The sequence below is a fragment of the Sandaracinus amylolyticus genome (assembly GCF_000737325.1).
Taxonomy (GTDB): Bacteria; Myxococcota_A; Polyangia; order Polyangiales; family Sandaracinaceae; genus Sandaracinus; species Sandaracinus amylolyticus.
On record NZ_CP011125.1, the window covers coordinates 8,983,917 to 9,002,305 of the forward strand.

Consider the following 18,389-nt stretch of genomic DNA (forward strand, 5'->3'; position numbering starts at 1 on the left):
GTGTGCGGTGCGCGCGATCCTACGAGATCAGCGTCCCTTCGCGCGCGCCTTCTCGTAGCGCTCGCCCCAGTCGGCGATCGGGCCGAGCGCTTCGTTCAGCGAGGCGCCGAGCGGCGTGCACGAGTACTCGACGTGCGGCGGCACCGCGACGAGCACCTCGCGATGCACGAGCCCGTCCGCCTCGAGCTCGCGCAGCTGCTGGGTGAGCATCTTCTCGCTGATCCCGGGCACGAGGCGCTTGAGCTCGCCGAAGCGCTTCGCGTCGGTGTGCATCTCCCAGAGGATCTGCGCCTTCCACTTGCCGCCGATCACCTCGAACGCGGGACCGATGCCGCACACCCGAGGGCGCTTCTTCGCCATCCTCGCCTCCACGCACCAGAAGGTACGTACCGTACCAAGACATCCGTACTCGACGTCCGGTTCGAGCATCCACACAGCTCGTCGCGAAGGAGGTTCGGATGCAGACGAGCGACGTGACGGTGGTGGGCCTGGGCGCGATGGGCGTGACGATCGCCGGCCTCTTCCGCGCGAACGGCATGCGGGTGACCGTGTGGAACCGGAGCGCGACGAGAGTCGCGGAGGAGGTCGCGCGCGGCGCGCTCGCGGCGCCCGACGTCGCGTCGGCGTTCGCCGCGAGCCCGGTGATCGTGATGTGCGTCTCGAACGACGACGCGGTCGACACGATCCTCGCGGCCCCCGGCGCGACGCTCGCGGGCCGCACGCTGATCCAGCTGACGACGATCTCGCCCGAGAGCGCGCGCCGCGGCGCGCGCTGGGCGCGCGAGCACGACGGACACTTCCTCGCGGGCGCGATCCAGGCCGCGCCGAGCCAGATGGGCCACCCCGACACGCCGGTGCTCGTCAGCGGCGATCGCGCGACGTGGGACGCGCAGCGCGCGCTGCTCGAGACGCTCGCCGGCGGCCTCGTGTACCTCGGCGACGATCCCGCCGCGGCCGCGACGATGGATCTCGCGACGCTCTCGTGGGTCTACGGCGCGATGATCGGCTTCGTGCACGGCGCGACGATCGCGCAGAAGGAGGGCCTCGACGTCGCGACCTACGGCCGCATCGTGCGCGACATCGGGCCCTCGTTCGGCGCGTTCTTCCAGCACGAGGGCGCGGTGATCCAGTCGGGCGACTTCACCGTCAGCGAGAGCCCGCTTCGCATCTCGGTCGACGCGACCGCGCGGCTGCTCGAGACCGCGCGCGCATCGGGGCTGAGCACCGAGTTCCCCGCGCTCGCCGCGGGCATCTTCGCGCGCGCCGCGCGCGCCGGGCTCGCCGATCGCGAGGCCGCCGCGATCATCGAGGTGATGCGCTGACTACGAGCTCGCGCTCGTGTAGCGACGGATCGACGTGAGCCACACCGCGCGCGCCGCGAGCGCGAACACGAGGCCGCCGATCCACGCGCCGATCACCGTCGACCAAGGAAGTCGTCCGAGCAGCGCGCCGGCCGGGTAGCTCGTCATCAGCGCGAGCGGGATCACGAACGTGAACACGAACGAGAGCACGCCGCGATAGACCGTGCTCGGCCAGCGCGCCGCGTCGAACACCGCGAGGAACAAGAAGCGCAGGTTGTCGATGCGCCCCACGTAGAACGCCGCGCTCACCACGATGATCCAGAGCGCGTAGAGCACGATGATCGCGAGCACGAGCATCAAGCCCGCGAGCGCGACGTGCGCGGGCTCGGGCGCGCGGCCCATCTCGAAGAACGCGTAGATCAGCACGCCGATCCCGGCGAGCACGTTCACGCCGCGCCACGGCGCGAAGCGCTGCGTCGAGACGAGGAACTGCGCGTCCGCGGGCTTCAGCAGCACGAAGTCGAGCGTGCCCGTGCGGATCGCGTCGATCACGGTCGCGAGGCTCGGATGGATCGCGCCCTCGAGGATCCCCTGTAGCAGCGTGAAGAACCCGACGACCGTGAGCGCCTCGGGGTACGTGTAGCCCGCGATCACCGGGCGCTCGTCGAACACGAGCCAGAGCGGGAGCAGCGCGGTGATCGTCCAGAAGATCGAGAAGAAGCCGTCGAGCAGGAACTCCCAGCGGTACTGCAGCGCGAGCAGCCCCGAGAGCCGGAGCTGCGCGGCCAGCAGTCGCAGGTGACGACGGATCATCCGGCGCGACGTAGCGCGTTCGTCGCGACGGGACGAGCGATCTCGTGCACGCCCGACGTCGGCTCGAGGCGCTCCTCGAGCATCTCGGCCCAGGCGCGCATGTACTTCACGACGTGCGCGCGATCGCGGCGATCGAGCGGCCGCTCCTCGAGCGGGATCCGCGCGAGCACGTCGGGCGCGGAGAGGCGCTCGAGCTCGCCGATGTCGCGCAGCTCCATGCCTGCGTCGAGCATCGTCGTGATCACGTCGTCGATCGGCAGGCCGCTCGTCGCGCAGTGCTCGATCGACTGATCGCCCCAGTCGCCCGCGCGCTGGAGCGCGAGCCGGTGGAGCTCGGCGCGATCGATCCGCGTGAGCGTCTGCGCGAGGTGCCCGCAATTGCACGCGCCCATGTGCGTCCACTGGTACGTGGCGCCGTCTTCGAGGCGCGCCGCAGTGGTGCGCAGCGCAGTGACCAGCTCCGAAGTCGCGATGGCCATGCGCACGAGTATGGGTCGCGCGCTGCACCCCGAAAAGCGGGCACGCGCGCTGCAGCGATCTGTCGCATGGCGAACCAGAAGCAGGCGGGCTCGCAGCCGCAGGAGCGCAGCGAGCCGGCCAAGAAGACCGGAACCGAGTGGCCCCACAACCCGCCGCTGCCGTCGCGCGAGGAGGACCCGACGGGCGAGGGCGACGCCCTGCGCTCGAAGGCGCACCCCGGCGACGACACGGTGTTCGCGGCGAACGCCGACGACGAGAAGAAGCCGAACAGCGCGCCGAAGAAGAAGGAGGACAACCAGCAGAAGAAGCCGAACTGAGCGGCGCGAGCAAGGCACGCCGCACGCCGATCCCGCGGCGCGTTGCGACCGACTACGATGCGCGTGGTGTCAGCCCGCCACGTGTCGGTCGCGCTTTGCTCGGCGCTCCTCTTGCTCGTCGCGTGTGACGATCCCGTCCCGTTCGCGCCGACCTCGCGCGACGCCGGACCGCCGCCGGTCTGCGAAGGTGCGAGCGAAGGCATCGTGTGCGCGGGCGACGTCGCGTGGTCGTGCGATGCGCGCGGCGTCCCGCGCATGCCCGACGACTGCGCCGCGCGAGGCGAGCGCTGCGTGACCGGCACCGGCTGTCGTCCTTGTCTGCCCAACGAGGTGCGCTGCGACGGCGAGACGATCGAGGTCTGCGACGCCGCGGGCAGCGGCTGGACGCGCGGCGCGACCTGCGATCCGAGCACGGGCCAGCGCTGCAGCGCGGATGGCTGCGTCGATCTCTGCGCGCGCGCCGCCGAGGATCGCTCGTACCTCGGGTGCGAGTACTGGCCGGTCGTGACGCGCAACGCGCCGCTGCCGCGCGAGTTCACGTTCGCGGTCGCGATCGCGAACCCGCAGCTCGTGCCCGCGGTGATCGTCGTCGATCGCGCGGGCACCGAGATCGCGCGGCGCACCGTCGCGCCGGGCGCGCTCGAGATCGTCGCGCTGCCGTGGATCGAGTCGCTGCGCGCGCCGCTCGGGATCGCGTCGGTGCGCGAGGCGGACGGCGCGTACCACCTCGTGTCCGACGTGCCGGTCGTGGTCACGCAGTGGAACCCGCTCGAGTTCCGGCTCGAGCACGACTGCGAGGACGAAGAGGGCGTCGCCGGCGATCGCCAGTGCCACTCGTTCACCAACGACGCGTCGCTGCTGCTGCCCGCGCACGTGCTCACCGGCAACTACGTCGCGGTCTCGCGGCCCACGTTCTTCCTCGGACGCGCGGGCACGTACTCGACGTCGCCGGGGTTCGTGACGATCGTCGGCGCGGCCGAGGGCGAGGTGTCGGTCGAGATCGAGGCGAGCGCGCGCATCGCGCCGAGCCTCGACGGAACGTTCGCCGCGATGGCGCCCGGCGAGCGGCGCACGATCACGCTCGCGCGCGGCGAGGTGATTCAGCTCGCGAGCGAGGGCGCGGAGACGTGCCCGGGCGTCGAGCGCGTCGAGACGAGCGCGCTCGATCCCGGCGTGCGCTACTGCGATCCCGGCGCCGAGTACGATCTGACGGGGACGATCGTGCGCGCCGACGGACCGGTCGCGGTGATCGCGGGCCACGACTGCACGTTCGTGCCCTTCGATCGCTGGGCGTGCGATCACCTCGAGGAGCAGCTCTTCCCGGTGGAGTCGCTCGGTCGCTCGGCGTTCGTCGCGCCGACGAGCCCGCTGCGCGACGAGCCGAACCTCTTGCGCGTCGTGAGCGCGGCCGACGCGAACACGATCACGTTCACGCCCGCGATCCACGCGCCGATCACGCTCGGCCGCGGTGAGCACGCCGAGCTCGAGCTGCGCGACGGCGTGCGCGTCGAGGGCACGGGCGCGCTGCTCGCGACGCTGTTCCTCGTCGGTCAGGACTACGCGGGGCTCGGCACGTCGGGACGCGGAGGCAGCGGCGATCCCGGGATGGCGCTCGCGATCCCCGACGCGCAGTTCCGCAGCTCGTACACGGTGCTCGCGCCCGAGACGTACCGTCAGAGCTGGCTCGACATGATCGCGCCGACCGGCGCGCGCGTCGAGCTCGATCGCACGATCGTCACCGGCTGGCGCGAGATCGAGGGCACGGGGTGGTCGCACGCGAGCATGCAGATCCAGCCCGGCGTGCACCGCGCGAGCGCAGAGCGCCCGTTCGGCCTGCAGGTCTACGGGTTCGGCGCGTACACGAGCTACGTCGTGTCGGGCGGGCTCGATCTGCGGCCGATCACGCCGCCGATTTGATACATCGGCGCGAGAACGGCTCCCCGCGGCCGCCTCGGACCCGTCGTTCGGCCGAAGAACGGCTCCCGCCCCAGGAAACCCGCGGGTTTTCGCCGAAAAACGGCTCCCGCCCCGGGAAACCCGCATTTTTTCGCCGAAAAACGGCTCCGCCGCTGCTTCGGACGCGTTTTTCCACCAAAAAACGGCTCTGGCCCCGGGCCAGACGCGTTTTTTGGTGAAAAAACGCCAGTCTCCCGCGGCCAGGCGCGATCCTCGGCGCCAGCGCGGCTCGGGTCGCGATCACAGCTCGCGGAACGCGCCGCTCGACTCGAAGCGGCCCTCCGCCGCGCGCCACGTGGGCGCCGAGCCGAGCTGCGTTCCCTCGGCGATCCCGGTCGAGAGCGCGCGGCCGCCGATCGTGATGGTCGACGGCGCGCGCAGCGTCGGCGCGGGCAGCGCGGGCTGCGAACGATCGAGCAGCGAGCTCGCGAGGAAGTGGCTCAGCACCGCGACGTACGCGCGCACCGTCGCGGTCTCCGCGCTCGACATCGCGCGCCCTTCGGCGGCGACGCGCAGCTCGGTGAGCTCGATCCCACCGAAGCTCGGATCGGCGCCCGACGACACGGTGCTCGCGCGCGCGAGCGCCGAGAAGCGCACCCGCAGTCCGTCGCCGTAGGGCGCGGGCCCGTCGAACGTCGCCGTCATCCCGCCGAGCATCAGCGACACGCCGCTCGCGTCGACGCTCGCGATCGGCGGCACCGTCGCGTCGAGCCGCATCATGTCCGGCGCGACCACCATGTCCGGCGCGACCACCATGTCCGGCGCCACGACCATGTCCGGCGCGACCACCATGTCGGGCGCGACGACTCCGTCGAGCGCGCCCGCGCGATGCAGCGCGTGGAACGTCTGGTTCAGCGCGACGACCGACACCGCGGATCGGCTCGCCTCGTGGAGCATCGTGTCGACGTCGATCGCCGCGCTCTCGAGCGCGATGCCGCGCCCGCCGTCGCGCACCGCATCGCCCATCAGCTCGTAGCGGCTGCGGATCCCGAGCAAGAGGCCGTGCTCCGCGCTCGCCTCGATGCGCGTCGGGGTCGCCGCGAGGCGCAGCTCGGTCGTCGCGCCGGCGTAGCTCGGCACGCTCAGGCTGCCGCGCGCGAGCGGCGTCTCGAGCCCGCGCAGGAGGCCTTCGACGAGCGCGCGCACGCCCTCGCCGTACGCGTCACCGAGGTCGTCGCGCGCGCTCGCGGTCGCGCGCTCCGACGGGAGCTGGCTCCGCAGCGAGCCCACGATCGGGTCGCGGATGAGCTCGTGGATGTCGGGCAGCTCGACGTCGACGCTCGTGATGCGCACGGCTTCGATGGTGCGCGTCGTCGCGGTCGGCGTGGCTCCGTCGAGACCGACGTCGACGATCGTGGTGATCTCGAGGTCGAGCTCGACCGTGCCCATCGAGTCGAAGTCCGGGCCGACGGGATGGCACTCGAGGGTCACGTCGTCGCAGACCATGTGGGCCTCGTAGGTCCAGCCCACGACGTGCACGCCGAGCCGCAGATCGCGGCTGCGCGCGATCACGCGCAGGCCGCCGTCGACGACCGAGAGCTCGCTCTCCTCGGGCGCGCCGAGCATGCTCGTGTCGAGATCGATCGTCGTGAACATCACCTGCGGCCCGGTGGAGCACCCGGTGCCCGGGTCGGTGGTGCACGGCACGACGTCGAACACGAAGCTGCCGAGCCCGACGTCGAGCGCGCCCGCGATCAGCCCCGCGGTGCCGGCGCGCGTGAGCACGTCGTCGAGCGAGCCGAGCGTCGTGTCGTCGTCGCCGTCGTCGACGCCGGATCCACCGATCTGCAAGAGCGCGGTGGTGCCCACGCGCGGATCGTCGCCGTCGGTCGCAGCGAACGCGGGCGCGACCACGAACGTGCAGAGCTGACGCACGCCGTCGACCTCGACCTCGACGTCGTTCACGCCGAAGCGCACCGGGATCTCGGTCGTGACGAGCCCGTTCGCGTCGATCGCGATCGCCACGTCGTTCACGCGCGCGCTCGTCGCGCCCGGCGCGCGGATCGCGGCGACGAACGGGATCGGGCGCATCGGCTCGTCGAGCACCATCTCGCCGTGGAACGGCCGCACGCACTCGATCGCCGGTGTGATCGCCGCATCGATCACGGCACCGGCATCGGCGGGATCGCTCGGAGATCCCCCACACGCGATCAGCAGAGCGAAGACGAGAGCACACGGCGCGCGCATCGCGCCCATCGTACTCCCGATCAGCTCGTCATCGCGGAGATCGTCCCGCTCACCTCGCCGAGCGTGTCGCTCTCGTAGCCCGCGGCCTGCATCGCGGTGACGAGGCAGTGCGCGGGGTGCGCGCCCGCCGCGTCGACGTGCTGCCCGGTGCGCAGCGAGCCGTCACCGCGCCCCGCGACCAGCATCACCATGCGCTCGACGCTGTGCGTCTGGAAGTCGGTGGTCGCGTCGTTGAGCTGTCGACCGTGCCCCGCCTCGGGCGTGAACACGACGACGGAGTGATCGAGCAGCGAGCCGTCGCCCTCGCTCGTGCCGCGCATCTTGTCGATCAGGTACGCGTAGTGGCTCACGTGCCACTGCATCATCAGGCTCACCGCGAACTGACCGCGCGTGTTGGCGTCGCCGTTGTGCCCGACCTCGTGCAGGTCCGCGTAGATTGGCGTGCCGAGCATCTCGCTCACCGGCAGCACGCTCATGTGGCTCTGGAAGGTCGTGATCTGCAGCGTCGCGACGCGCGTGAGGTCGCAGACGAACGCCATGTGGATCAGGTCCGCCATGATCCGCGCGCGCTCGTGCTCGTTCGAGTAGCCCGCGCCGGGGCGGATGTCGTCGCTGCCGCTGCCGGTGTTGTCGCCGCCGATCGGCGAGTCGGGCCCGGGATCGGTCGGCACCTCGCAGCCGCCGCCCGCGACCGGAGGGAGCGCGGCGATGCGGGTCTCGAGATCGCGCAGCTCGTCGAAGTGCCGCTCGATGCGCTCGCGATCGGCGCGCCCCAGCCGCGCGAGGAGCTGATCGCGCTTGCCGAGCACCACGTCGAGCACGCTGCGCCGCGCGCGGCGCTCGAAGTCCTGGCGCGCGGCGGCCGCGTCGTCGTCGGGCACGAACCCGCGGAACAGCGAGTCGAACGCGATCTGCGGCGAGGTCTGCGCCTCGATGGGATCGCGCATCCCGCGATAGCTCACGTACTGGCGCCCAGCGTAGCTCGAGCCGCTGAGATACCAGCTCGGCTGCGCGCGCAGCACCAGCGACTCGTGCGTCGTCGCGCCCGCGTGCAGCTGCGCGATCAGCTGATCGCTCGTGGGCCCGTTGCAGGTGAAGCGCGCCTCGGTCGAGCGCGTGCCGCTGAGCAGCGGGCTCTTCCCGCCGCCGTGGAAGTCGCGATACGCGCCGCCCGGCGGGACCGCGGCCGCGTCGGTCGACGTGGTCGAGTACGGGATGCGCATGTTCGAGACGATCTGGAGCTGATCGCGCATCGTCTCGAGCGGGCGCAGCGGCGTCGTGATCTCGTATCCGTCGCCGTAGGTCGAGGGCACGATCCAGTGCCCGGTCTCGCTGTTGCGCACGCCGGCGACCATCGAGCGATCGTTCGCCCATCCGTCGCCGCCGCACGCCTGGCCCGCGAACACGACGCAGTAGCGCGACGGCGCGGTCTGCGCGCGCGCCCGCGATCCACGACGCTCGAGCATCGCGTCGAGCAGCGGCAGACCGATCGCGACCCCGCCCGCGCCGAGCAACATCGTCCTGCGGTTCAATCGCATGATCACTCCTCCGCCCGGAGCGCGAAGCGCTCGCTCGCGACGAGATCGATCAAGAGGCCACGCATCGAGCGACCGTTCTCGCGGAAGCGCGCGACCGTGGCGTCGATCGCTGCGCGCTCGCTGGTCATCGCGTCGCGGCCCACCGCGAACTCCCACACCTGCCGCACCACGCAGTCGTCGATCTCGCCCTCCGCGATCAACATCGCGCCGAGCTCCGCGGGACCGCTGAACGCACCGACGCCCGGCAGCTCGCCGACCCCGTCGATCGCGCACTCCGGGCGACCCTCGTCGTGCTCGCGGACGCGCCCCGAGATGTCGAAGCGCTCGAGCCCGAACCCGATCGGATCGAACTGCGCGTGGCACGCGCCGCAGCTCGACGACATGTCGCTGTGCGCGGCGTAGCGCTCGCTCTTGCACAGCGCGTCGCCTCCGTCGCCGCCGGGCGGCTGATCGACGTCGACGGTCGGCGGCGGCGGCGCGACGGCGTCGCACATCAATCGGGTGCGCACGAAGATGCCGCGCTGCGTGGGGCTGGTGTCGGTGAACTTGCTGAACGCGGCGAGCACGCTGCCGTGCGCGAGGATGCCCGCGCGCCCGCTCCCCTCCGGATAGCGCACCCACGCGCCCGCGGGATCGCTCGGCGCGGGCAGCCCGTAGTGCGTCGCGAGCGCGGCGTCGACGAACGTCTCGTCGCTCGCGAAGAGGTCGGTGTACGCGCGCGCCTCGTCGAACACGACGCGATCGATGAGCGCGCTGGTCTCGCGATCGAACTGCGCGACGCGCTCCGCCGAGTGCGGGATCGAGCGATAGCCGAGCCACATCGCGTGGAAGCGACGCACCTGCTCGCGCGCGCGCTCGTCCTCCATCATGCGCTCGGCGATCGCGCGGCGACCTTCGCCGGTGCGCAGCCGTCCCGCGGCCGCGTCGGCGAGGAGCGTCGCGTCGGGCGTCGTGCCCCAGAGCAGGTAGGCCATCCGCGTCGCGATCTCGTGATCGCCCAGCGTGAAGACGCCGGCGTCGTCGGTGCGCTCGCCGACCTCGATGCGATAGAGGAACTCGGGGTCCTGGATCACCGCGCGGATCACGAGGTCCACCGCGGTGGAGAAGTCGTTGTCGACGTACGGGTTGTCCTCCGTCGCGAACGCGAGCAGCGGCAGGTAACGATCGACGTCGTCGTCGCTCGGCGGACGACGCAGCGCCTGGCCCACGAACGACGCGACGAACGCACGGAAGCACGCCTCGTCTCCGTCGCTCGCCGGCGTGCACGGGACGATGCGCGCCATCACCGCGGGATTCGCGACCGCGCGCGTGCCGACGTCCTCGGCGAGCGCCTCGAGCGACTCGATCAGCGCGCGCGACGCACGCTGCAGCGTGTAGTCGTTGTCGTAGGGCGCGTATTCGTCCTCGGCGAGCAGGCGACGCGCGGGGCGCGTGTCGTCGCCGAGCAGATCGAACAGCGTGCGATCGAGCTCGGCCTGCGAGAGACGGCGCGCGCCGCTGACCGACGCGACGGTCGAGGTCGCGCCGGGACCGGGTGGGGTGCGCGACGTGCCCGACGGCCCGGCGGGCGCGTCGTCGAGCGCGCCGCTGCACGCGCCCGTCAGCGCGAGCGCGCACGTGAGCGCGAGGTGCGTACGCATGGTCACGGTTCACCGGCAACGCAACCGATGCGCCACGACGAATCGTGAATGGTTACGCGCGGATGTCCGCGAACGCGGCGGGGTTCCGAGACCCCGCGCCCGGGCCTCGCGCCCCCGGCTCGAAACAAATCGGCTCGCCCGCCGGCCCCTACCGTCCGCGCGCTCCGCGCGCTCCCGTCCGGCACCGGCGGGACGAGCACTCCGGCACGACATCGGCTCGCCCGCCGGCCCCTACCGTCCGCGCGCTCCGCGCGCTCCCGTCCGGCACCGGCGGGACGAGCACTCCGGCACGACATCGGCTCGCCCGCCGGCCCCTACCGTCCGCGCGCTCCGCGCGCTCCCGTCCGGCACCGGCGGGACGAGCACTCCGGCACGACATCGGCTCGCCCGCCGGCCCCTACCGTCCGCGCGCTCCCGTAGGCTCACGCGAACAAGAGCGTGTCGCACATCAGGTTGCCGTGGCGGTTCGTCGGCGTCGGGCCGGTGAAGCACCCGATCTCGCCGAACGTCGCGGCCCCGATGAACGGCGCGCCGCCGATCGCGCGCGAGTAGAGCGTGCCCACCTCGCGCGCCGCGTCGCCGATCGCCATCACGCAGCCGCCGCAGTACACGAGCACGCCGCCGCGCAGCGCGCGACCGCGCTCGCTGCCGAGCGCGCGCGAGACCGCTTGCTCCGTGCGATCCATCAGCGAGCCGCGCGAGCCAATCATCATGACGAGCTCGTCGCCCGTCGCGACCTCGGTGAAGAGCGTGAGCGCGCCGTCGGAGCGCACCTCGTGCGGGTGCGAGAGCAGATGCCGCGGGAGGTTGCCCACGCGATCGATCACGCGCCCCAGCGGGTGCAGCGTCGTCTTCGCGAGCACCACGCCGGGCTCGTGACCGAGCTCGCCGCCGCGCCACTCGTCGTAGACCTCGGCCGCGGGGCGTCGATCGATCTCGTACACGACGCGCCCCGCGGCGCGCGTGACGGTGCCGCGCTGTCGGCCCGGCACGTAGCCGCTCACGAAGGAGCCGTGGATCGGCGCCGAGCTCGCGAAGCCGGCGAGCACGAAGCCCTCGCGCTCGATCGTCGAGCCGTGGAGGACACGCCACTGCCCGCTGAGATCGTCGTCGGCCGCGCTGCCGCCGTACATCGGGGGCGCGGCGCCCTCGAACGCGTCGTCGACGCCCTCGATGAGGCGCTCCTCGAAGCCCGGCGTCGCGTGCAACAAGAGCGCGTCGGGCTTGCGGCCGAGGCGCTTCACGATCTGCTGCGCGGCATCGCGGGCGCTGCGGCGCGCGGCGGCGGCGTTGCACGCGCGCCCCGCGATCTCGACCGTGGGATCGCCCTCGTCACCGAGCAGCGCGAACGCGCCGCGCTCGAACCCGCGTGGGGTGAACACGCCGCCCGACGACGTGCACCCGAGCACGACGTCCGCCCGCGTGCGCGCCGACGTCGCGAGCGCGGCCGAGGCCGCGTCCGACGTGCTGTAGACCAGCGCCCACCGCGCGCGCGACGCGCCGCTCGCCGCCACCGAGAGATCGACCAACCGCATCTTCTCTCCTCGTCAGCCCCAGACGAGTCGAGTCTGCCGAGTCGGTCGATGTTCCACAATTGTTTCAGCCGCCGAACGCCTGGAACCGCTTGAGCCCCCGGTTCCACAGCACGACGCACAAGAGGCCCAGACCGAGCACCCAGCCCCACTGCCGCGCGAGCATCGAGAGCGCGTCCTCGAGCGCCATCGATCGCGTGAGGACCTCGACGGGGAAGCCGAGCTGATAGCGGAACGGCAGCCACTCGGGCAGCCCGCGCACCGGCTCGGGGAAGAGCGCGATCGGCACGAGGTACCCGCTGAAGACGAAGAACCCCGAGGTCCACACGTCCATCACCTTGATGCTGCTCTGCGTCCAGAGGCTCAGCGTCCCGACCGCGACGTGCGCGAGGAACGTGATCGACCACGCGCCGATCAGCGAGACGAAGAAGATCGCGAGCATGCGCGGATCGCTGGTCAGCCGATCGCGTGACGTCGCGAGCAGCGCGACGATCGCGACCGGGCCCGCGACGAGCAGGCGCATCGGGAGCGCGGCGAGGTTCTCGATCGCGTAGGCCCAGAACGGATGGATCGGGCGCATCAGGCGCAGCGCGAGCGTGCCGTTCTTCACCTCGTAGTTGATCGTCCAGCTCGCCCACGCGCTCGTCACCTGACGCACGACGAACGTCGTCAGGAAGTACGCGACGAAGTCGTCGCCGGTGAAGCCGCGCACCGGGCCGGTCTCGGCCACCGCGATCCACAGCGGCAGCATGACGAGCGGCATCGTCGTGGTGAGCACCCAGACGAGCAGCTCCGCGCGGTACGCCATCGCCTCGGCGAACCCGACGCGCATCAGCGTCGGCATCGCGCGCAGCGTGCGCATCATCGCGCGTGCTCCGCCCGCTCCTTGCGCGTGCGCGCGAAGAGCTCGCTCATCACTTCCTCGAGCGGCGCGCTCGTCACCTCGAGATCGATCACCGGCAGCGTCTCGAGGGCGCGCGACACCCGCGCGCCGAGATCCTGCTGGGGCACGTCGATCACCGCGCGCTCGCCGGCGTGCTCGACGATCTTCCCGAGGGCGTCGAGATCGCCGCGCTCCACCGCGCGCGAGAAGCGCAGCACGACGCGCTTCTCGGGGCGCACGCGGCGCACCAGCTCGTCGAGCGCGCCGTCGTAGCTGAGCACGCCCTTGTCGATCACGAGCACGCGCGGACAGAGCGCCGCGACGTCGTCCATGTAGTGGCTCGTGAGGATGAGCGTCGCCTCGTGCTCTTGGTTGTAGCGACGCACGAACTCGCGCACCGCGACCTGCATCGCGACGTCGAGGCCGATCGTGGGCTCGTCGAGGAAGAGCACCTTCGGCTCGTGGATCAGCGCCGCGATGAGCTCGCACTTCATGCGCTCGCCGAGCGAGAGCTCGCGCGTGGGCTTCTTCACGAGATCGCCGAGCTCGAGGAGCTCGCTCAGCTCGCGCACCGTCTTTTCGAAGCGCGTGCGCGGCACCTCGTAGACGGCGCGGTTGAGCTCGAAGGTCTCGACCGGCGGCAGATCCCAGAGGAGCTGCTGCTTCTGCCCCATCACGAGCGTGACCTTCTCGAGGAAGCGCACCTCGCGCTTCTGCGGCACGTGCCCGTCGACGCGCACCTCGCCGCTCGTCGGGTGCAGCAATCCCGCGAGCGTCTTGAGCGTCGTGGTCTTGCCCGCGCCGTTCGGCCCGAGGAACCCGACGCGCTCACCGCGCGCGAGCGAGAACGAGATGCCGTCGACCGCTTTCACGATCGTCGTGGGGCGGCGGAAGAGCGAGCGCGTCGCCGCGAGCAGCCCCGCGGCGCGCTGGTGCACGCGGAACTCCTTGCGCAGATCGCGCACCACGATCTGAGCGTCGCTCATCGACACTCGCTGCCGGGATCGCTGGTGACCTCGGCGCGCAGCGACTCGACGTGCTCGAGCCACGCGCGCTGGACGTCCTCGGGCACGCGGTGGGCGATCAGCACCTGACGCAGGATCTCCTTCCGCCGCGCGAACTGCCCGCCGAAGATGCGGTGCGGCCCGTGCGCCGCGCGCAGCGGACGCCCCGTGTACCGCACGTCGGGCGCGCCGAGGAAGTCCGCTGCGTGCTCGTACTCCTTCTCGGCGAGCCGCGCGCGATCGACCTTCGCGAAGAAGAACCCGATCATCGCGTCGCTGGTCATGCGCGCGACGAAGTCGTCGATGATCGCGCGCAGCGCGCGCTCACCGCCGATCGCTTCGAACCGGGACACCATCGCCCATGTCTATCCGGCGCCCCCGGGACGCGCACGACGACGCGAGCCGCCCGAGAGAGCAGCCCGCGCCGTCGCGCCGCGCGCTACGCGTGCCGCGGCGCGCCCACGGCGCCGCGCGCGCGGTCGAACGAGTGACGGATCGCACCCTTCATGCGCTCCCAGGTGCCGGGGTGCTCGGTCTCCCAGCGCGTGCGCAGGTCGCGCTCGACCGCGGTCCACTCGCGGCCGCCGTAGCGGCGATCGATCGCGAACGAGTGGCCCATGCGGTACGCGGGCTCGTAGCTCTCCCACGTCGCGCCCTCGCTCGAGGCGAACGTGCGATCGAAGTGCCCGCGGTGCTCGCGCAGCAACGTCGCGTCGTACCCGGCGAGCGGCTCGACCGCGACCTCGGTCTTCCGGACCGTGTCGTGGATGTGCTCGACGTGCTGTGCGACGTCCTTGCTGACGCGCACCTCCTCGACGACGTGCGCGCTCTTACCGACGACCGCGCGCTCGGCGTGCTCCCTCATCTCGATGTCGCCCGCGCTGCGCGCCGCCGCGATGTCGGCCTCGGTCGCCGGGCGATCGACGCGCTTGCGATCGACGTGCACGTGCTCCTCGCGGAGCGAGACGTCGACGTCGACGGGCTTGTCGATCACGCGCGTCATCACGTGGATGCCGCCGCTCTCGATCTCGCGCTTGCCGACCTCGAGCTCCTCCTCGACGACCGGGATGACGACCTCGCGCTCGCCCGCCTTCACGCGCGCGGCGTCGGTCGTCGCGGTGGTCGCGGTGGTCGCGGTGGTCGCGGTCGTCGCAGCGCGCGCCTCGGCGAGCTCGTACCGCCGCATGATGTCGCTCGCCTTGCCGGCCTCGAGATCGCTGGTCTCGGCGATGACGAGCGTGCGTCCGCTCTTCATCGCGGACTCGTACCGTCCGACGTCCGGGCGCGGGATCCCGAGGCTCTCGAGATCACGCATCGACGCACTGCCCCGACGCTGGATGTCCTTGCGGGCGAAGCCCGCGCCCAGAAGATCGCTCTCGACGCGCTTGCTCGTGGCGTCGTCGAAGAGCCCGACGACAGTCTTGGCCATGATGACTTCTCCTCCTGTTCGGTTCCTTCGGTGGGGTGCTCCTCCTTCGCGTCAGCGCGAGAGCAGCACGATCTCGCTGCGACGGTTCTCTCGACGACCCTCCTCCGTGTCGTTCGACGCGATCGGACGCGACGCGCCGTAGCCCTGGGCCTCGATGCGATCGGGCTGGACGCCGCGCGTGACCAGCGCGTCGCGCACCGCCTCGGCGCGCATCTGCGAGAGCGAGTCGTTGAACGCGGGATCGCCGGTCGAGTCGGTGTGGCCCTCGATGCGCACGCGCGCGTTCGGGTTCTCGCTCAGCATCTGGGCGAGGCGATCGAGCTCGGGCGAGTCCGCGGAGAGGTCGGCCTCCGAGGAGCGGAAGTCGAGCCCGTCGATCGTGAAGCGCGCGGGCAGCGACTCCCCCGAGCCCTCCTCGAACGACGCGGCGAGCGCGTCGATGCCGCCGCGCGGCGCTTCGGCGAGCGTCTCCTCGCCGGGCGCGGGCTGCATCGGCTCGGCCGCAGCCTGCTCCTCCATCGCAGGCTGCTCCTCCATCGCGGCCTGCTCCTCCATCGCGGCCTGCTCCTCCGTCGCGGCCTGCTGCTCCTCCATCGCAGCCTGCTGCTCCTGCATCGCAGCCTGCTCGGTCGCGGCCTGCTGCTCCTCCATCGCAGCCTGCTGCTCTTCCATCGCAGCCTGCTCGGTCGCGGCCTGCTGCTCCTCCATCGCGGCCTGCTGCTCTTCCATCGCGGCCTGCTCGGCCGCGGCGGCCTCTTCTTCGTGCATCGCGCCCGAGGGCGGCGTGCCACCGAGCGTCGCCTGCTGCTCTCCCTGCGGCTCCATCGCGGGCTCTGCCTCGGTGCCCTCGGGAACCGGCGCGACCATCGGCGCAGGCGTCGCCTCGGGCTTGCCGGCAGGCTCGCGCTCGGGCGTCGTCGTCGCGGTCGCGGCGGGCTCGGGCTTCGCCGGCGGCTCGCGCACGGCGGCGCGCTCCTCGCGCTCGACCGGCACCGGCGCGACCGCGGCGCGCCGCTCCTCGCCGCGCCCGCGGAACAGGAAGAACAGCGCGAGCAGCAGCGCGCCCAGCAGGAGCAGCGGGATCAGCCACGCGGGCCGCTTCTTGTGCGGCTCCTCGGTGGCGACGCGCTGCGTGCGCACCGGCTCGGTCACGACCGGCGCAGGCCGCTCGTACACGTGCGGCCCGACCACGCCGTACGTCCGCGTGACCTCGTCGGGCACCAGCCCGCCGAGATACGAGCGCTGGTGACCGAGCAGTGACGAGAGCCCGTTCGCGTCGAGACGTTGCTCGCGGATGGTCTTCCCGAGCACGCCCATCACGAGCGGCGCGAGCATCGCGAGCAGGCCGCCCATCGAGCGTCCGCTCATGCCCGAGCGGCCCGCGAGCGCACCCGCGACCTCGTCGGTGCGCGATCCGAAGATCGATCCGAGGATCCCCGACCCCTCGCGCGCGAGCGGCTCGGCCCCGATCCCTGCTCGGCCGAACGACGACGTGATGCGTGAGAGCGAGCCCTCGGAGTCGTACTGGCTCGATCGCACCAGCGCGAGCACGCGCGATGCGCCGCCCGGCGTGTCGCCCATCGCCGTCAGTCCGCCGAGGATGGCGGGAATGCCGGCGTGCGCGCCGCGCCGGACGACGTCCGGGCTCTCGCCGAGGGCTCCACCGAGCCCGCTCAGCGTGTCGGTCCCGATCGCCGACGTCACTTCGTTCAACAGGTTGATCGCCACGACGGATCGCTCCTTCCGCCTCGTCCGCTCGCGCGAGCACGCGCGGACGCGGGAGGCGTTGGCCGCGCTGCATCGACCGTGCGTGTGACGTCGGACGCGCAGACCGCTCCCGGGCCCCACGTCGTCGCACCGAGCCAGCGACGTGAGGCACGAGGGACCCTCCGCCACGCGCGCGTGGGGCGCGTCGGGACGCGCGTCCTGCTACCTTCGTCGTCCCGTGAGCACTGCCCAGCTGGACGCGCTCGAGAAAGCGCTGGCCGCATCCCCAGACAACCTCGCGTTGCGCGCGATCGTCGTCGAGACGCTGCTCGCCGCAGGCGAGGCGCGCCGGGCCGCGAGACACCTCGACGTCGTCGATCCGAGCGCGGTGCTCGAGCCCGCGCAACGCATCCTCGCGATCGACGCGTACCTCCGCGCCGAGAGCCCGACGCGCGCGCTCGCGTTCGCGACCGGCGATCGCCCGGAGATCACGATCCGCCGCGCTCGCGCGCTGCTCGCGCTCGATCGCCGCGACGAAGCGCTCGTCGCGTACCGCGCCGCGCTCGCGGCGAACCCGACGCTCGAGGACAAGGAGCTCGCGGCCGCGCTCGAGGCGAAGGTGCGCGAGGTCTCACGCCCGGGCGGCCCGAAGCTGCGCGTGATCGCGAACGACGCGACCGACGACGCCGACGTCGTCCGCATGCTCCAGCCCGCGCGCGAGAAGGTCACGCTGCGCGACGTCGGCGGTCACGACGAGGTGAAGCGGCAGATCGAGAAGAAGATCATCCTGCCCTTCCAGAAGCCGACGATCTTCCAGCGGTTCAAGAAGCGCGTGGGCGGCGGGATCCTGCTCTACGGACCGCCCGGCTGCGGCAAGACGCTGCTCGCGCGCGCGACCGCGGGCGAGTGCGACGCGACGTTCTTCGACGTCGCGATCTCCGACATCCTCGACATGTACATCGGGGAGTCGGAGCGGAAGCTCCACGCGATCTTCGAGAAGGCGCGCAGCAGCACGCCCGCGGTGCTCTTCTTCGACGAGCTCGAGGCGCTGGCGGGCAAGCGCCAGTACAGCCGCGAGATGCACGCGTCGAAGATCGTCAGCCAGTTCCTCGCGGAGATGGACGGGTTCGCGCAGAACAACGGCGGCGTCCTGGTGCTCGGTGCGACGAACGTGCCGTGGGCGATCGATCCCGCGTTCCGCCGCCCGGGTCGCTTCGATCGTGTGCTCTTCGTGCCGCCGCCCGATCGCGGCGCGCGCGCGGCGATCCTCGAGATCCTGCTGCGCGACAAGCCGACCGACGACGCGATCGACGTCGGCGCGATCGCGGCGCGCACCAGCGGGCTCTCGGGCGCGGACCTCGGTCACTTGGTCGAGAACGCGACCGACGCGGCGATCGAGGAGTCGCTCGAGCGCGGCGCAGAGGTGCCGATCACCCAGGCGCACCTGGTGCGCGCGCTCGGCGAGACGCGCGCGACGACGAGCGAGTGGCTCACGACCGCGCGCAACTACGCGCGCTACGCGAACGAGGCCGGGCAGTACGACGAGGTCCTCGCGTTCCTCGATCGACACGGGAAGGGTTGAACGAGTGTTCAAGAATCGGG

Annotated in this window: 16 protein-coding genes; 4 read left to right on the forward strand and 12 right to left on the reverse strand. The window is 71.9% G+C overall.

Features of this window, described 5'->3' with window-relative positions; translation table 11 throughout:
• Positions 1 to 27: 27 nt before the first annotated feature.
• Positions 28 to 360 carry a winged helix-turn-helix transcriptional regulator gene (locus DB32_RS37805; protein ID WP_053237516.1) on the reverse strand — a complete coding sequence of 111 codons (333 nt, stop codon included), beginning with the start codon at positions 358 to 360 and terminating at the stop codon, positions 28 to 30.
• A 41-nt stretch (positions 361 to 401) separates the two neighbouring features.
• Here DB32_RS37805 and DB32_RS37810 point away from each other — a divergent pair, with 41 nt between their 5' ends.
• Positions 402 to 1,322: an NAD(P)-dependent oxidoreductase gene (locus DB32_RS37810; RefSeq protein ID WP_275935535.1), complete on the forward strand. Its 921-nt coding sequence runs from the start codon at positions 402 to 404 to the stop codon at positions 1,320 to 1,322.
• Here the strand turns inward: DB32_RS37810 and DB32_RS37815 are convergent, their stop codons facing one another.
• Positions 1,323 to 2,114 carry an ABC transporter permease gene (locus DB32_RS37815; protein WP_053237518.1) on the reverse strand — a complete coding sequence of 264 codons (792 nt, stop codon included), beginning with the start codon at positions 2,112 to 2,114 and terminating at the stop codon, positions 1,323 to 1,325.
• Positions 2,111 to 2,593 carry a hypothetical protein gene (locus tag DB32_RS37820; RefSeq protein ID WP_075097719.1) on the reverse strand — a complete coding sequence of 161 codons (483 nt, stop codon included), beginning with the start codon at positions 2,591 to 2,593 and terminating at the stop codon, positions 2,111 to 2,113. Before DB32_RS37820 ends, DB32_RS37815 begins: the two co-directional genes overlap by 4 nt.
• A 66-nt stretch (positions 2,594 to 2,659) precedes the next feature.
• On the opposite strand from DB32_RS37820, the gene DB32_RS37825 reads away from it, so the two are divergent.
• Together DB32_RS37825 and DB32_RS37830 are read left to right on the forward strand one after the other, a co-directional pair.
• Positions 2,660 to 2,911 carry a hypothetical protein gene (locus DB32_RS37825; RefSeq protein ID WP_053237519.1) on the forward strand — a complete coding sequence of 84 codons (252 nt, stop codon included), beginning with the start codon at positions 2,660 to 2,662 and terminating at the stop codon, positions 2,909 to 2,911.
• A 66-nt stretch (positions 2,912 to 2,977) separates the two neighbouring features.
• A complete protein-coding gene (locus DB32_RS37830; RefSeq protein WP_157069973.1) occupies positions 2,978 to 4,828 on the forward strand; it encodes an IgGFc-binding protein in 1,851 nt (616 codons plus the stop codon).
• A 279-nt stretch (positions 4,829 to 5,107) separates the two neighbouring features.
• On the opposite strand, the gene DB32_RS37835 is transcribed toward DB32_RS37830, so the two are convergent.
• The 9 genes from DB32_RS37835 to DB32_RS37875 form a co-directional block, all read right to left on the reverse strand.
• Positions 5,108 to 7,054: a hypothetical protein gene (locus tag DB32_RS37835; RefSeq protein ID WP_157069976.1), complete on the reverse strand. Its 1,947-nt coding sequence runs from the start codon at positions 7,052 to 7,054 to the stop codon at positions 5,108 to 5,110.
• Between the two features lie 20 nt (positions 7,055 to 7,074).
• On the reverse strand, positions 7,075 to 8,592 hold the full coding sequence (locus DB32_RS37840) for a DUF1552 domain-containing protein (protein WP_157069978.1): 1,518 nt from the start codon (positions 8,590 to 8,592) through the stop codon (positions 7,075 to 7,077).
• A 2-nt stretch (positions 8,593 to 8,594) separates the two neighbouring features.
• On the reverse strand, positions 8,595 to 10,232 hold the full coding sequence (locus tag DB32_RS37845) for a DUF1592 domain-containing protein (RefSeq protein ID WP_053237523.1): 1,638 nt from the start codon (positions 10,230 to 10,232) through the stop codon (positions 8,595 to 8,597).
• 422 nt (positions 10,233 to 10,654) lie between these two features.
• The gene (locus DB32_RS37850) at positions 10,655 to 11,767 is read right to left on the reverse strand and encodes an FIST signal transduction protein (RefSeq protein WP_083458284.1); all 1,113 of its coding nucleotides are present in this window, start codon (positions 11,765 to 11,767) and stop codon (positions 10,655 to 10,657) included.
• 64 nt (positions 11,768 to 11,831) lie between these two features.
• On the reverse strand, positions 11,832 to 12,629 hold the full coding sequence (locus tag DB32_RS37855) for an ABC transporter permease (protein WP_053237525.1): 798 nt from the start codon (positions 12,627 to 12,629) through the stop codon (positions 11,832 to 11,834).
• Positions 12,626 to 13,633, reverse strand: a complete 1,008-nt coding sequence (locus DB32_RS37860; protein ID WP_053239095.1) for an ABC transporter ATP-binding protein — start codon at positions 13,631 to 13,633, stop codon at positions 12,626 to 12,628. The genes DB32_RS37855 and DB32_RS37860 overlap by 4 nt, the downstream gene beginning before the upstream one ends.
• Positions 13,630 to 14,004: a group I truncated hemoglobin gene (locus DB32_RS37865; RefSeq protein WP_169791690.1), complete on the reverse strand. Its 375-nt coding sequence runs from the start codon at positions 14,002 to 14,004 to the stop codon at positions 13,630 to 13,632. The genes DB32_RS37860 and DB32_RS37865 overlap by 4 nt, the downstream gene beginning before the upstream one ends.
• An 86-nt stretch (positions 14,005 to 14,090) precedes the next feature.
• Positions 14,091 to 15,080 (reverse strand): YsnF/AvaK domain-containing protein, encoded by a 990-nt coding sequence (locus DB32_RS37870; protein ID WP_053237527.1) that lies wholly within the window; start codon positions 15,078 to 15,080, stop codon positions 14,091 to 14,093.
• A gap of 51 nt (positions 15,081 to 15,131) precedes the next feature.
• Positions 15,132 to 16,808 carry a DUF937 domain-containing protein gene (locus DB32_RS37875; protein WP_053237528.1) on the reverse strand — a complete coding sequence of 559 codons (1,677 nt, stop codon included), beginning with the start codon at positions 16,806 to 16,808 and terminating at the stop codon, positions 15,132 to 15,134.
• 217 nt (positions 16,809 to 17,025) lie between these two features.
• Between DB32_RS37875 and DB32_RS37880 the strand changes: the two genes are divergently transcribed.
• Positions 17,026 to 18,369, forward strand: a complete 1,344-nt coding sequence (locus tag DB32_RS37880) for an ATP-binding protein (protein ID WP_053237529.1) — start codon at positions 17,026 to 17,028, stop codon at positions 18,367 to 18,369.
• Positions 18,370 to 18,389: the final 20 nt, after the last annotated feature.